Source organism: Nocardia sp. CA-290969, assembly GCF_050936135.1.
Taxonomy (GTDB): Bacteria; Actinomycetota; Actinomycetes; order Mycobacteriales; family Mycobacteriaceae; genus Nocardia.
The window spans coordinates 5,958,762-5,972,461 of the sequence record NZ_JBNJNJ010000001.1 but is presented as its reverse complement, the minus strand read 5'-3'; the positions used below and the strand labels follow the sequence as shown (position 1 = coordinate 5,972,461).

General features: G+C 68.0%; 16 protein-coding genes. 12 read left to right on the top strand and 4 right to left on the bottom strand.

The genetic code is table 11. The annotated features are described in order from the left end of the window. The first annotated feature begins 41 nt into the window (after window positions 1-41). Together ACQEVO_RS27120 and ACQEVO_RS27115 are read left to right on the top strand one after the other, a co-directional pair. A complete protein-coding gene (locus tag ACQEVO_RS27120) occupies window positions 42-332 on the top strand; it encodes an inositol monophosphatase family protein (RefSeq protein WP_432923028.1) in 291 nt (96 codons plus the stop codon). Then, on the top strand, window positions 317-1,129 hold the full coding sequence (locus ACQEVO_RS27115; protein ID WP_432918805.1) for a PIG-L family deacetylase: 813 nt from the start codon (window positions 317-319) through the stop codon (window positions 1,127-1,129). Before ACQEVO_RS27120 ends, ACQEVO_RS27115 begins: the two co-directional genes overlap by 16 nt. Before the next feature lie 35 nt (window positions 1,130-1,164). Here the strand turns inward: ACQEVO_RS27115 and ACQEVO_RS27110 are convergent, their stop codons facing one another. Beyond that, window positions 1,165-1,935, bottom strand: coding sequence for an IclR family transcriptional regulator (locus tag ACQEVO_RS27110; RefSeq protein WP_432918802.1), 771 nt, complete (start codon window positions 1,933-1,935; stop codon window positions 1,165-1,167). A gap of 2 nt (window positions 1,936-1,937) precedes the next feature. Next, a complete protein-coding gene (locus tag ACQEVO_RS27105; protein ID WP_432918799.1) occupies window positions 1,938-3,431 on the bottom strand; it encodes an APC family permease in 1,494 nt (497 codons plus the stop codon). A 321-nt stretch (window positions 3,432-3,752) separates the two neighbouring features. On the opposite strand from ACQEVO_RS27105, the gene ACQEVO_RS27100 reads away from it, so the two are divergent. From ACQEVO_RS27100 to ACQEVO_RS27060, 9 genes are all read left to right on the top strand, one after another. After that, window positions 3,753-4,334 carry a MauE/DoxX family redox-associated membrane protein gene (locus tag ACQEVO_RS27100; protein ID WP_432918796.1) on the top strand — a complete coding sequence of 194 codons (582 nt, stop codon included), beginning with the start codon at window positions 3,753-3,755 and terminating at the stop codon, window positions 4,332-4,334. Between the two features lie 21 nt (window positions 4,335-4,355). Then, entirely contained in the window at window positions 4,356-4,964 is a 609-nt protein-coding gene (locus tag ACQEVO_RS27095; protein WP_432918793.1) for a redoxin domain-containing protein, read from the top strand. Between the two features lie 78 nt (window positions 4,965-5,042). After that, window positions 5,043-5,726 (top strand): methylamine dehydrogenase light chain, encoded by a 684-nt coding sequence (locus tag ACQEVO_RS27090; RefSeq protein ID WP_432918790.1) that lies wholly within the window; start codon window positions 5,043-5,045, stop codon window positions 5,724-5,726. Next, window positions 5,723-7,021, top strand: a complete 1,299-nt coding sequence (locus tag ACQEVO_RS27085) for a hypothetical protein (protein WP_432918787.1) — start codon at window positions 5,723-5,725, stop codon at window positions 7,019-7,021. Before ACQEVO_RS27090 ends, ACQEVO_RS27085 begins: the two co-directional genes overlap by 4 nt. Then, the gene (locus tag ACQEVO_RS27080; RefSeq protein ID WP_432918784.1) at window positions 7,018-8,586 is read left to right on the top strand and encodes a multicopper oxidase family protein; all 1,569 of its coding nucleotides are present in this window, start codon (window positions 7,018-7,020) and stop codon (window positions 8,584-8,586) included. Before ACQEVO_RS27085 ends, ACQEVO_RS27080 begins: the two co-directional genes overlap by 4 nt. A gap of 9 nt (window positions 8,587-8,595) precedes the next feature. Then, a complete protein-coding gene (locus tag ACQEVO_RS27075) occupies window positions 8,596-8,922 on the top strand; it encodes a plastocyanin/azurin family copper-binding protein (RefSeq protein WP_432918781.1) in 327 nt (108 codons plus the stop codon). Window positions 8,923-8,993: 71 nt separating this feature from the next. After that, window positions 8,994-9,227, top strand: a complete 234-nt coding sequence (locus tag ACQEVO_RS27070) for a biphenyl 2,3-dioxygenase (protein WP_432918779.1) — start codon at window positions 8,994-8,996, stop codon at window positions 9,225-9,227. 27 nt (window positions 9,228-9,254) lie between these two features. Beyond that, window positions 9,255-10,091: a methylamine utilization protein gene (locus ACQEVO_RS27065; RefSeq protein WP_432918776.1), complete on the top strand. Its 837-nt coding sequence runs from the start codon at window positions 9,255-9,257 to the stop codon at window positions 10,089-10,091. 108 nt (window positions 10,092-10,199) lie between these two features. Then, the gene (locus tag ACQEVO_RS27060; RefSeq protein WP_432918774.1) at window positions 10,200-11,366 is read left to right on the top strand and encodes a thiolase family protein; all 1,167 of its coding nucleotides are present in this window, start codon (window positions 10,200-10,202) and stop codon (window positions 11,364-11,366) included. A gap of 143 nt (window positions 11,367-11,509) precedes the next feature. Here the strand turns inward: ACQEVO_RS27060 and ACQEVO_RS27055 are convergent, their stop codons facing one another. Then, window positions 11,510-12,025: a C40 family peptidase gene (locus ACQEVO_RS27055; protein ID WP_432918771.1), complete on the bottom strand. Its 516-nt coding sequence runs from the start codon at window positions 12,023-12,025 to the stop codon at window positions 11,510-11,512. A gap of 279 nt (window positions 12,026-12,304) precedes the next feature. After that, window positions 12,305-12,886, bottom strand: a complete 582-nt coding sequence (locus ACQEVO_RS27050; RefSeq protein ID WP_432918768.1) for a helix-turn-helix domain-containing protein — start codon at window positions 12,884-12,886, stop codon at window positions 12,305-12,307. 90 nt (window positions 12,887-12,976) lie between these two features. Between ACQEVO_RS27050 and ACQEVO_RS27045 the strand changes: the two genes are divergently transcribed. Further along, complete coding sequence (locus tag ACQEVO_RS27045) at window positions 12,977-13,567, top strand: class I SAM-dependent methyltransferase (RefSeq protein WP_432918765.1); 591 nt, start codon at window positions 12,977-12,979, stop codon at window positions 13,565-13,567. The last annotated feature ends 133 nt before the right edge of the window (window positions 13,568-13,700 follow it).

Here is a 13,700-nt window from a genome sequence, read left to right as displayed (position 1 = left end):
ATCGGGCTTCCGGCAATCTCCGTCTGTGATCGAACTGGCGAATCTGTGCGGTATCGCTGGCTCTTGTCTGTGGCGGACGGCCGAAGGTCGGTGTCATCCGGGCGCCTTTTCTCGGGCTCGAGTACTACGCAGCGGAAGGATCAGGCGCCTTCGCCAATGAAGCGGTCCTGGCCACCGATACGGCACAGCGGCGCGGCGAGGCCATTGTCTCGTGGCGGATGGTGTCGGGGCCGGCCGCGGAATCAATGCTCCGGGTGTCGGTGTTCATTCCTGGAGTGAAGACTTCGAATCGCCCGACACAGACCGATGGGGACTCATGGCCGACCAACTGACGATCATGGCCGTACACGCCCATCCGGACGACGAAGTGATCAGCACCGGTGGGATTTTTGCGCGCTATGCCGCCGAAGGTATCCGAACAGTGCTGGTGACCTGCACCAACGGCGAGCAGGGTGACGCACCCGGCGGGATCAAACCCGGCCAGGCGGGCCACGATGCCGATGCGGTGCGGGAACAACGGCTCTCCGAACTCCGGCAGTCGGCAGCACTGCTGGATATCGAGCATATCGAGTTGCTCGGCTATCGAGATTCGGGAATGGACGGCTGGGACGCCAACCACGACCCCGATGCCTTCTGGAATATTCCCGTCGAGCAGGCGGCCGCCCGGCTCGCAGGCCTCATGCGGCACTACCGTCCCCAGGTGGTCGTCACCTATGACGAGAACGGCAACTACGGCCACCCCGACCACATCCAGGCCAACCGCATCGCACAGGCGGCGGCAACAGCAACGGATATCCCGGACAAGCTCTATTACACCGCGATTCCGCGAGAAAGCTCGCTGGAAGTGTTCTCGGCGCTGCGCGCGAGCGGTGCTGTCGACTTCGAACCGCCGGATGACTTCGGCACACCGATGGACCAGATCACCACGGTGGTGGACGTGGCCGCCTATACCCAGCGCAAGGTCAAGGCGCTCGAAGCCCACGGCAGTCAGGGTGACAGCATCCCGTTTCTGCGGATGCCCACCGAACTACAGCAGATGATCTTCGGCACGGAGAGCTTCGTCCGCCATTTCAACCGTGTCGCGGCAGCACCCTCTGCGGAGACCGACCTTTTCGCCGGACTCCGCTGATCGGCTGAATTCCCTGCGGGTGCCGTATGGGCCGGTCACAGCAGGCCGGTCAGCTCGGCCGCGCCGTGCCGGAGGAAGGCGACCAGTTCCGCATTGTGCACCGATACCCGGCCCACGGAACCCTGGGCGCACAGTCCGCCGACCACCTCGGATCCGGGTTCGCGCACCGGAACTGCCAGTGCGGCGCGGCCGATGCGGGACTCCTGATCTTCGAACGAGACCTCGGTGGCCAGGATGTGGGCCAGCTGGGATTTCAGGGCCAGCGGATCCGCCACGGTGTGTGCGGTGACGGGTCGGAGTTCGATGTGTTCCAGCAGTCCGGGTCGGTAGGCGAGCAGCAGTTTGCCGACCGCGTGGGCGTGGGGGTTGCGGCTGATCGTTGCCGCCGGGACGATTTCGTGGTCGGGGTCGGTATCGACCATGCGCAAGGTGCCGCCGCGGAACGAGGTCACGTAGAGGCCATGGCGGGTTTCGGCGCGGAGGTCTTCCAGAATTTCGGCGACGGTGCGGGTGGGCTGGGTGGTTGCGGCAGCGTAGGCGAGTTCCGAGGTGCGGCGGCCGAGGGCGAAACCGGTGAGGTCGGGGGTGCGGACCAGGAAACCGTCGGCTACCAGGAGGTTGAGCAGGCGGTATGCCGTGGCCGGAGGGACCCGGGTGTAGGCGGAGATCTGTTTGGCCGAGACACCGGCGCCCAGGTGCGCGACCGCTTCGAGCATCGCCAGGGCGCGCTGTACTGCTTTGGGTTGTTGTCCCCCGAACCCGCTGCCCGCCGCGTCCGGGCGGGCGGGGTGTCGCTCGGCCACCATGGTTACCGTCCGGGTGGGCTCAGTACGGGGCGGCCGTGTTCGTCGATCCGGAGTGTGGCGGCGCCGGGGAGCAGGTCCGCGGTTTCCACACTGTCGAAGACGCCGATCGCGTCGATACTGGCGGGCCGGTAGCGGCGTAGCACGGCGTACCAGAGGGTGCCGGATAGGCCCAGCGCGGCGCACCAAGCCAGATAGAGCCATCCGCCCGAGCGGCCGGCGTCCACGGCCGCGAACGCCAGCAGTCCGCTGCCCGCGGCCGCGGCGGCCAGGCCCGCCGCACGGGTTCCCGGGGTGTGCTCGCCGATTCGGTGCAGGAAGCGTAAGGCCGCGAAGGCGACCAGGGTGTAGCCGAGCAGCAGCGTGATCTCGGTGACGGCGTCGAACGCGGTGGATCCGCTGTGGCCGGGGGTGTGCCACAGCGTGCCGAGGAACGAGATACCGACGAACAGCGCGACGCAGGCATAGGGCGTCCGGAACCGGGGCTGCACCTTCTCGAACATCGCGGGGATGATGCGTTCCAGGCTCATCGAATACAGCAACCGCGACCCCGCCTGCGCGAAACCGAGGGTCGAGGCGATCCACGACGAGCAGACGCCGATATTGACCACGAGTACGAGCAGCGGGCTCGCACCCGAAGCGGTGCCGCCGAAGTACGCGTTGAGCAGGGTGCCCGCATGCCCGGTCATCCCGGCCCAGCCCGCGACGATGTAGAGCCCGCCCACCAGCAGTGGCGTGCCGAGGACGGTTCGCGTCACCGTCCGCAACGGGCGTTGCGCTTCGGGGCCGAAGAATGCCGCGCTTTCGAAACCCGCGAGGTTCAGTACGGTCTGCATCGCCAGGAACACGAGGAGGCCGAACGGCAGGGAGGTCACCGTCAGGTCGAAGGCCGGCGGCTCGGGGGTCTGCAGGAGCAGGGCGAGGATCAACCCGATGGTGCACACCTCGATCAGCAGGATCAACCGGGTCGCGAACCGCACCCCGCGGATCGCGATCAGCGCGACGGCCACCGCGATGCCCGCGCAGACGAGGGCGGCGGGAAACCGGGGGAGCCCGAACGAGGCGCCCACCTGCGCGAGATCGGCGCCGGCGTTGGACAGTACCGAGATTGATACGCCGAGGTAGCCCACCAGCAGTGCCGCTCCCGCGGTGAGAGTCGCCCGTTTACCGAGGCCGTGGGCGACGAAGCTGTACAGCGAACCGGATGCTGCGAGCCGTACCGTGAACTGGCGGATACACAGCGCGACCAAGGCCATCACCAGCACCGCCCCGATTACCGCGGCCAGCCCGCGCACACCGTGCGATCCGGCCGCCGACATCCACAGCGCGGTGAACACCATGCAGGTGGCCGGTGCCATGGTCGACATCGATTGCCCGGCCAGGTCCAATGGGGTGAGCTGGCTGCGGCCGAGGGCCCGCAGCGGGGAGTACACCGGTTCCGCGGGTGGGCCGGCCACGGCGGCATGCCGGAGCGCGGCGTGCAGAGCGCTGGTGTTCATAGGCCACCTGGGGGAGAAATCTACTTCGGGAAAAGCAATCTACGAGGGCCGGATTGCATCGATGTTTCCCATGTGACAGGTAGTCGACCGCCGAGTGGGAATCGGTCGCGAAAATCGCCGCACTTTGCGCCCTGCGCTGTGACCGGTGCCACCCCTGCCGTGGAGTGATTGCCTCTGAGCAGGATAAACGATGGCGGTATCGATTCCATTAGGTGAGGCGCGTCCGGTAATCCGCGGGAAGCGGTTCCGTCGCATCGGCTTCCCATACTTTTGCTCACCGCCCGGGATACCGGCGGTTCGGTAGAGGAAGTGAGGGCGCCGATGTTGTGGGCAGCGCTGGCGGGTGCGGTGGGCACCGTCCTGGTGATCGCGGGGGTGCCGAAGACGGTCGACCGGGCCCGGACCGAACGCAGTGTGCGCGGGTACCGGCTGCTGCCGGATCCACTGGTTGTCGTCGTCGCCGCGGTCTTGCCGTGGGCCGAGATCGTGGTCGGTGCCGCCCTGGTGTCCGGCCTCGTCCCGCGCGTCACCGGTTCCGCGGCGGCGGCGTTGTTCGTCGTCTTCTTCCTCGCGCTCACGGTGAATCTCCTGCGTGGCCGCCGCGACCTGGATTGCGGATGTTTCGCGTTCGCCGCGGGCGGGGCGGAGATCGCGCATATTGGCTGGTGGCATGCGATCCGGGCGGCCGGGCTGGCGGTAGCCGCGGTACTGGTCGCCGCGGCACCGGCGATCACCGTCGTCGAACGCGCCGCGGGGGCAGGTATCGGCGTCTTCGGTGTCGCCGTGGCCGCCGTCGGACTGTACGCGCGGTCGGTGATGGCGTTCGGCCGCCGGCCCGTCGACGACTACCTGACTCCGGCCGCCGTCCAGCTGCGTGCCGTCTCCTCGCTCAGCCGCTACTGATCACTCGAAAAGGACTGATCCATGACCGTTTTCCTTGTCGCCATGGTCCTGCTGCTCGGTGCGGCGGTCGGTGCCGAACTGCTGATGATCCTCGGGCTCGCCCGGGAGATCGGCCGGGTGCAGGTGCGCCTCGGGCCGCTCGGCGCCCGGATGATGGACACCGGCCCGAAGGTGCAGCAGATCGGCCCCGCCTTCCACGGCCTCACCGACCAGCTCGGCCGCAGCGTCAGCGTCGGCGGGCATCGCGAACGCCCGCAGCTGCTGCTGTTCACCGCGCCGAACTGCTCCACCTGCAAATCGCTGCTACCCGGGATGAAAGCGATGGCCAAGGGTGAGGGCGATATCGATATCGTGCTGATCTCCGACGGCACCGAGCGCGAACACGCCGAATTCCTCGCCGGCGCGGGGATCGGCGCCGAACTCAGCTACGTCGACGGGCGCGATGTCGGGATCGCCTACCAGGTGGGCACCACACCGTTCGGGGTGATGCTCGACGAGCACGGCAAGGTCCGGGCCAAGGGTCTGTGCAATCACATGGCGCAGGTGGAGAGCCTGCTCAACGCCTTGGAAACCGATACGCCCTCGCTCCAGCACCTGCACGCCCGGGCGGCCGAACGCGGCGCCGCCTGATGGCGCCGGTCGCAACCCCAACCGCGTGCGGCCGGACGTAGGCGAATCCCTTTCTTCGATTCCCGGAACGGAGTGCAGATGAATCAGAACAGTCATCCTCACGACCACGGAGGTACCGAACAGCGGTATCCGGTCGACGAGAACACGGTGGCCGAACAGGCCGAATGGATGGCGGGCCGCGGTGGCGGTCTCGTCAGCCGCGCGGGACGCCGCCTGTCCGAACGCACCTCGCGGCGTTCGATGCTTTCCCGGATCGGCCGCTGGACGGTCGGGGCGTCCGGGGTCGCGGTGATCGGCGCGCTACCGGTGTCCCGGGCGCAGGCCGCGCCCGAAGCGGCGCCGGAACCGCAGGTCCCGGAGTACGACGGCAGCAATCCCGCCGAATGCGACTACTGGCGCTGGTGCAATATGGACGGAACGTCCTGCGCCGCATGTGAAGGCGGCGGGCTCACCACCTGCGCGCCGGGTTCGAAACCGGGCGCCGAATTCTGGGTCGGCTGTTGTACCAACCCGGCCGACGGCAAGACCTACCTCATCGCCTACTACGACTGCTGCGGTGCGCCGAGCTGCTCCAACGCGTTCTGTGGTGAGCCGGATATGCAGGCCACCATGTACAACCCGGTCAGCGGCAGCACCGATCAGGAGATCATCTGGTGCGTCTCCGATCAGTCGCAGGCCTATACCTGCACCATGGCGCCGATCATCGGCGCCGACTGCCAGGCCCGCCCCGCGGACCGGCCGAAGGTGGGGGCCGGATCATGACATCGAATCGCCGCAGGGCCGTATCGGCCGCCATACCGCTGGCCGCCCTGCTGACCCTGACCTCGTGCGGGTCGCCGGACCCGGAATCCTCCACCGAGGTCACCTATCCCAGCGTCGAATTCGGCGACCCGGGGCCGGGGATCGGCCTGGGGGAGCAGGACCAAGCGATTACCGGCCAGTTCCCCGAACCCTTGCATGTCGGGAAGATCAAGCCGATCGGCGCGGACCAGATCCTCGGCGTCGAAGGAGATTTCGGCAGTCTCGAGATGAAGGTCGACGCCATCGACCCGGCAACCGGGAAGATCACGACCCGAGTCATCGTCGGGCCCGGGATCTGGGACCCGGTCATCCACGGTTTCGTCGGGAAGACCCCGGACGATCCCGCGGTGCTGGCCGCCGAGGTCTGGCGGCCCCGCGGCTCCCGGGGTGACGCCGATTTCACGGTCAGCACCTATTCGGGCAATCTGCTCGAACCCGCCGAGGTCGCGCTTCCCGATGTGGCACGGGTGCATTCGCGGCCCGGCTCCAATGCCGTCACCTCCGATGGAAAATACTTCGTGACCTGGGATGACGGGCTGTACGGAATCCGGGTCGTCGATCTCGAATCCGGGCGGGAAAGCGGAGCCGTGCGCATTGTCGGCTGCGGGCCGTTCACCTGGATGGTCGGGCACGACCTCTACAGCGTTTGCGAAGAGACCCGCGAACTGCTGCATGTCGCGATCAACGACGAGGGTGTACCCGAGGAAGCCGGCCGGGCGAAGGTGCTGCCCGAGGATTTCGTGAGCACCCGCAAGACCACCTTCGCCGCCGAGGCGAACAAGGCACTGCTGGTCAGTGAGAACGGCGATGTCTTCGTCTTCGATTTCGCCGCCGGGTTGCCCACCGAACCGGTGAAACCGATCGGCAATGCCGGGGACCCGTCGGGCCGCTTCGCGGAGAATGTCATCAACGCCGACGGGTCCCGGATCGCCATCGCCTACACCGACAGCATCGTGCATCCCGATTCCGCTCGCGGCGGAGCGGTCGCCAAGGTGGTGGTGTACGACGCGGCGAACCTGAAACCGCTGCGCACCTACACCCTCGCCGATGCCGGTATCACCGCGTACACGTCGATGGCCTACAGCGTGGACGGCACGAAGTTCTACATCCTCGGGGACGCGCCGGAAGTCGACGGCGAGGCGCCGCAGCGGCTGGTCGGGTTCGATGTGGCCACCGGTAGCCAGGTGAGCGCGGTGACGCTGGACGGGAATGTCGAACCGGTCGCCGGTCTCCTCACGCCCGAGGTGCTGGAATGACCTCCGCACTGCTGGGCCGGCGCCGGTTCCTGTCCCTCGCGGCGGCCGGCGCCGGACTGGCGGGAATCGGCGCGCTCGGCGCTACGGGATGTGGATCGTCGGCGGGTACGACCTCCGGCGCGGCCCGGCTCGACTACATAAAACCCGGCGATCCCGAGGTAGCAGCCGCCGAGGCCGCCCGCGCCTCAACCGGGAAAACGGCGGCCTACGCGCTCACCGCGGGTGTGGCGACCGTAGATCTCGGTGGGCGGCTGGTGAATACGTGGACCTACGGGGCAGGGGCGGTGGCTCCGGAGTTGCGGCTCGCCGCCGGGGATACGCTCGCGGCGCGGGTCACCAACACTGTTCCGGCGGAGACCAGCATCCACTGGCACGGCATCCGGGTCCGCAACGATATGGACGGGGTGCCGCCCGTTACCCAGGAGCCGATCACCGCGGGCGGCACATTCGAGTACCGGTTCGTCGCCTCCGACCCGGGAACCTACTGGTACCACTCGCATTCCGGCCTGCAGGCCGATCGCGGTCTCTTCGGCGCGCTGATCGTCGAGGACCCGGGCGATGCGACTGGTGCCGATGCGGATGCCGTACTGGTTCTCGACGATTGGGTCGACGGGCTGGGCACCACACCGGATGCGGTGATGGCCGCCCTGAACCCCGATCTGCACGGCGGGCACGCCGGTCACGGTGCCGCCGCGCCGGTGCCGGTCGGTGCCGGCGCGGCGGCGGTGGCCGCCTCGCTCACCGCCGCCGGGCACGGTGAATCACCGGCACTCGGCGGGATGACCCAGCACATCGCCTATCCGCTGCATCTGATCAACGGCCGCCCCCCGAACGACCCCGCGGTCGTCACGGCGGCTCCGGGGTCGCGGCTGCGGTTGCGCATCATCAATGCCGGCGCGGAGACGCCCTACCGGTTCGCCGTCGCCGGACACCGGCTGACCGTGGTGGCGGTGGACGGATACGACGTGATCCCGGCCGAGGCCGATACGATCCTGATCGGCATGGCCCAGCGCTACGACGTCCTGGTGACGGTCGCCTCCGGGGCCTGGCCGGTGGTGGCCGCGGTCGAAGGCCGTCCCGGTTACGCCTCGACCGTATTGCGCAGTTCGGATGCGGCTCCGCTCCCGAACCCCGATATCGGCGGCGTGATCCCGGAACTCCGCGGGCAACTGGTGCCGGAGAGTGAACTGCGCCCCGCGCAGCACACGCGACTTCCGGACCGGTCACCCGACCGCGACTACGCGGTGGACCTGCTCCAGGCCGGCGACCGCTACGTCTGGGCGATGGCCGGCGCCGACGCGGGCGATCTGGTGATGAAACAGGGTGAGCGCATCCGCATCACCATGCACAACCGGTCGACGATGTGGCATCCCATGCACACCCACGGCCATACGTTCGCGATCCCCGAATACGGCGGTCTGCGCCGCGACACCGTCAACATCCTGCCCGGCACCTCGCTGGCGATCGAATTCGACGCCGACAACCCCGGCGAGTGGATGTTCCACTGCCACAACGCCTATCACTTCGAGGCCGGTATGACGGCCAACCTGATGTACGTCCGATGAGAGGTCTCGATGAAAAAGCTCCTGGTTCCGGCCGCCGCTGTGTGCGCACTCTTCTCGCTGACGGCATGCGGCGATCCGGGCGGCGAGACGGTGACGGTCAACGTGGCGAATATGAGCTACAGCCCCGCCTCGGTGACCATCGAGAAGGGCCAGACGGTCGAATGGATCTTCGACGACAACGGCCTCCCGCACGATGTGGTGGCCGACGACGGAGCGTTCGAAAGCGAACTGCTCACCGCAGGCAGTTTCAGCCACACCTTCACCGAAGCGGGCACCTTCACCTACCACTGCACCCCGCATCCGATGATGGTCGGCACCGTCGTGGTCGAGGGCTGAGTTTCCCGGCGGCCGCCCTGCTGCTGGTTTTCGCCGGAGCGTGCTCCGGCCCGGCGCGGCCCGACGCCGTCGTGCACATCAGCCAGATCCGGTTCGAGCCGCGAGAGGTCCGGATCCCCGTCGGTGGCACCGTCGAATGGCGCTTCGACGACGGCCTCCTGCTGCACGACCTGCGCGCCGAGGGTGTCTTCGACAGCGGCATCCGTAGCGAAGACACCTTCCGGTTCACCTTCACCACACCCGGTGACGTGGCGTATCGCTGCTCCATCCACCCGACCATGTCCGGAACCGTGCACGTCGGCTGACGTGCGGCCATCCCCAGGAGGTACACAATGACAACCCTGCTCGATCACGAAGCGCTGCCCGTCGATATGCCGCAGATCCGGCCCGAACTCCGGCGATCGGTCGGACTCGGTTCCCGCCTCGTCCTGCCCGCAGCCGCCGCGACGGCCGGTATCGCGACGGCGTTCGTGGCGGCTCCGGGGCAGGCCGCCGGCCTCACCGGCGCGGTTGTGGGTGCCGGTCTGATCACGGCCCTGGCCGCGAACTGGTCGACCTGCGGGATGTCGGTTGCGGGCGTCGTGGTCGCACCCAAACAACCGGGCCGCCGCGGCGCCTCCACCCCGCTACGGCGCCTCGGCTGGCACGCCCTCGGTTCCGTGGCCACCGCGTCGATCACCGGCGCGTCGATCGGCGCGCTCGGCGGCTTCGCCCTCGGCGCCGTGCCGCTCGCACTGATGCTCGGCGCCTGGGCTGTCCTCGCCGCGGCCTACGGTCTGCACGAACTCGGACTGCTCGCCCTGCCGACCCCGATGCGCCGCCGCCAGCTTCCGCGGCACCTGCGGCGCAGTACGGCGCCGTGGAAGGTTTCGCTGTTGTTCGGCGCGATCATCGGGCCCGGTTTCCTCATCTACATCCGTTCGAGTGCGTACTACTTGCTGGTGCTGGGAGTCGCGGCCCTGGGATCACCGGCCCTGGGCGCGGCCCTGTTCGTGACGGTCGCCCTCGGCCGCTGCCTGCCGAGCGCCGCCGCCCTCGTCTACACCCGCCGCGGTGGCTCGATGCCCGGCTTCCTGTCGCTGATGTGCCTGGTCGACCGCCGCGTGCAGGTACTCACGGGCGCGGTCCTGGTGGGGCTCGGGGCTTTCGCCGCCGCAACCCTCTACTGAGGTATCCGGCGGCCTCGAAGTGCTGGCACCCGCATGCGAATCCGTGTTAACTTAATGGCGAACGGTCACTAACTTGGTCGACCGTGCCGAGCAGGTCAGGAGGGACCCATGCAGTCCGCCGTCATCGTTGATGTGGTTCGCACGCCGTCCGGTAAAGGCAAGATGGGCGGGGGTTTGTCGGGGGTGCATCCGGCGACCCTGCTGGCCGGGGTGCTGGAGAAGCTGATCGAGCGCAATGATCTGGATCCGGCGCTGGTCGACGATGTGGTGGGCGGCTGCGTTACGCAGAGCGGCGAGCAGGCGTTCAATATTTCGCGGACCGCGGTGCTCGCGGCCGGGTTCCCCGAATCGGTGCCCGCGACCACCGTGGACCGGCAGTGCGGGTCCAGCCAGCAGGCGGCGCATTTCGCGGCGCAGGGTGTTATGGCGGGTGCGTACGATATCGCGATCGCCTGCGGCGTGGAGTCGATGAGCCGGGTGCCCATGTTCTCCAACGCGCAGGGGCAGGACGCCAATCGCGGGCCCATCGCGCACCGGTACCCGGACGGGCTGGTGCAGCAGGGGATCGCAGCCGAGATCCTGGCCGCACGGTGGAAGTTCGATCGCGCGACCCTCGACGAGTTCGCGGCGCGGTCGCATCGGCTCGCGGCCGAAACCGCGGCGGCGGGCGGATTCGACCGGGAACTGGTGGCCGCCGGGGAACTGACCGCGGACGAAACCATCCGGGCCGGCTCCACGCCGGAGAAGCTGGCGGGGCTGAAGCCGGCGTTCGCCGACGAGCAGTACACGCAGCGCTTCCCGGAGATCACCTGGTCGATCACGCCGGGCAACTCCTCGCCGCTCACCGACGGCGCGTCGGCGGCACTGATCATGAGCGAGCAGATGGCGGCGAAGCTGGGACTCACGCCGCGCGCTCGTTTCCACTCCTTCGCGGTGGTGGGCGACGATCCGCTGCTCATGCTCACCGCGCCGGTGCCCGCGTCGAAGAAAGTGCTGGACCGGGCCGGACTGACGATCGACGATATCGACGCCTACGAGGTGAACGAGGCGTTCGCGCCGGTGCCGCTGGTATGGCAGCACGAGCTGAACGCCGACCCGGCGAAGCTGAATCCGCGGGGCGGCGCGATCGCGCTGGGGCATCCGCTGGGGGCCTCGGGGGTGCGGATCCTGGCGACCATGGTCAACCACCTCGAACAGACCGGCGGCCGGTACGGCCTGCAGACCATGTGTGAAGCGGGCGGTCTGGCCAACGCCACCATCATCGAGCGGCTCTGACCGGAGCGCCGGATCCGGGATTTCCGGCGGTGAACCCCGCCCCGGGCATTGTTGCCGGGGCGGGGTTCACCGATACGCCGTGGAACCGGGGCTGTGGGTTCGGGTGGGTGGCCCGACTCCGGGGCCACGGCGCGGCCGCGCGGTCAGAAGCGACGGGCTCCGACCACGGGCGAGTACGACATGGGCGAGATTTCCACCGTGGTGGTCGCGGCGTGGATCACCTGGCCGTCGCCGGCATACAGGGCGGAGTGGCCGCCGCCGCTGTAGGAGATCACATCACCGACGCGTAGTTGATCCAGCGGCACCGGGGTGCCGGCGGCGAGCTGCGACCAGCTCGTGCGCGGTACCTCCACACCTGCCTGCTGGTAGGCCCATTTCACCAGGCCGGAGCAGTCGAACGTACTGGGACCGGTGCCGCCGGAGACGTACGGGGCGCCGAGTTTGCTGCGCGCCGCCTGCACCGCGACCTCGCCTGGGGCGGGGGCGAGCTGGGGCGCCGGAGCGGGAATTCCGAGACCGGGGATGCCGGCCGGTAGCGGGAGCTGATCGGGAACTTCGAAGACGCCGAGGCCGGGAACTTCGACCGGCCGGGCTTCGGCGGGAGCGGCGGTGGAGAGGAGAGTGCCGGCCGCGGCGGCGAAAAGGGCCATTACGGCCATGCGTTTTCGGACTAGCGGTACTGACTCCATAATTGCGGTCCTCCGTGCTCAGGTCGAGAGCCGGTGGATCGCAACGACTTTCACCGCGGATTGCGCGGCGAGGTAATTCACCGACTACTCGAACAGCGTTGGAAATGCACCACAGCTATATGTCGGTCCTGCAAACCCGGGGAGTCATGTTTCGCCGTCGGCGGCCCGCGCCCGGGATACGACACGGACAAGATGGGTAACGAAACGATAACTGTTGGGGTTCGCCCAGCGTAGCGGGTGTATCGAAACTTACGACGGGCGATACCGCGCCTTGATGTGGAAGCGTTCTCCCTGTGGCCCGAACAGGCTCAGATATTCGACCGGATGTTCATCGGCATTGCCGAACCAGTGCGGCAGATGCGTGTCGAATTCGGCGACCTCGCCGGGTGTGAGCACCATATCCCGGTCGCCGAGGATCAGCCGCAGCCGGCCGTTGAGAACGTAGAGCCAGTGGTAGCCCTCGTGGGTGCGCAGATCGGGTTCGGCCGATTCGCGCCCGGACAGGATGTGCTTGTAGGCCTGCAGGCCGCCGGGTTTACGGGTGAGGGGGATCAGGGTCTGGCCGTGCCGGTTGATGGGGCGGATATTGACCCGAGGGTCGCCGGTCTCCGGCGCGGCGACCAGCTCGTCCAGCGCGACCCGATGCGCTTTGGCCAAGGGGAGCAGCAGTTCGAGGCTCGGTTTGCGCTGTCCGGATTCCAGGCGGGACAGCGTGCTCACCGGTATACCGGTGATCTCGGCCAGGGCGGACAGCGTGGTGCCGTTGCGTCGTCGCAGCTCACGCAGCCGCGGGCCGATCGCTTCGATGACATCGCCGAACTCCGGGTCCATGCCACTATTGCAGTTATGGCAAATAAATTTGTCAAGTTGTCGATCTCTGCGGATGCTGGGGACAACCCCCGAAGAAATCAGGAGACACGGATGGACCAGCAGTTCTGGGACGATATGTACGGCGAGACCGAGCAGCGCTTCAGCGGCCTGCCGAACGACGCGCTCGTCACCGAGGTGACCGGGATGTCGCCCGGGCAGGCGCTCGACCTCGGCTGCGGTGAGGGTGCCGACGCCTACTGGCTGGCCGAACAGGGTTGGCAGGTCACCGCGATCGATATCTCGAAGGTCGCACTCGAACGCGCCGCGGCCGGGCATCCGGAGATTTCGTGGCAGCAGGGCGATATCACCGTCACGCCGCTACCGGCCCGCTCGTTCGATCTGGTGTCGGCGCACTATTTCCCGATCGCGAAGGAAGCCGATCACGCGACCCTGCGCGGTTTGCTCGAGGCGGTCGCGCCCGGGGGCACGTTGCTCTTCGTCACCCACGATCCGACCGAAATGCCCGCGCCGGAAGATCATCCGCACCAGTTCGACCCCTACGCCTACTACCTGCCCGCCGATATCGTCCCGCTGCTCGACGAGCAGTGGACGGTGGAGGTGGACGATATCCGCGACCGCAACCGGCCCGCGGCCGGTCACCAGATCAAGGATCTCGTACTGCGGCTGCGGCGCGCGCACTGACGTCGCGCGCCGCGACCCTGCCGCCGAACGGTAAAACCGGACACCGCGCGTCGCTTCCACCTGTGACGAGAGCTGATTGCTATCGTCGTCGGCAATCTGTGCGCGGAAACCGGAACCATGAGGTGGAGGGTTT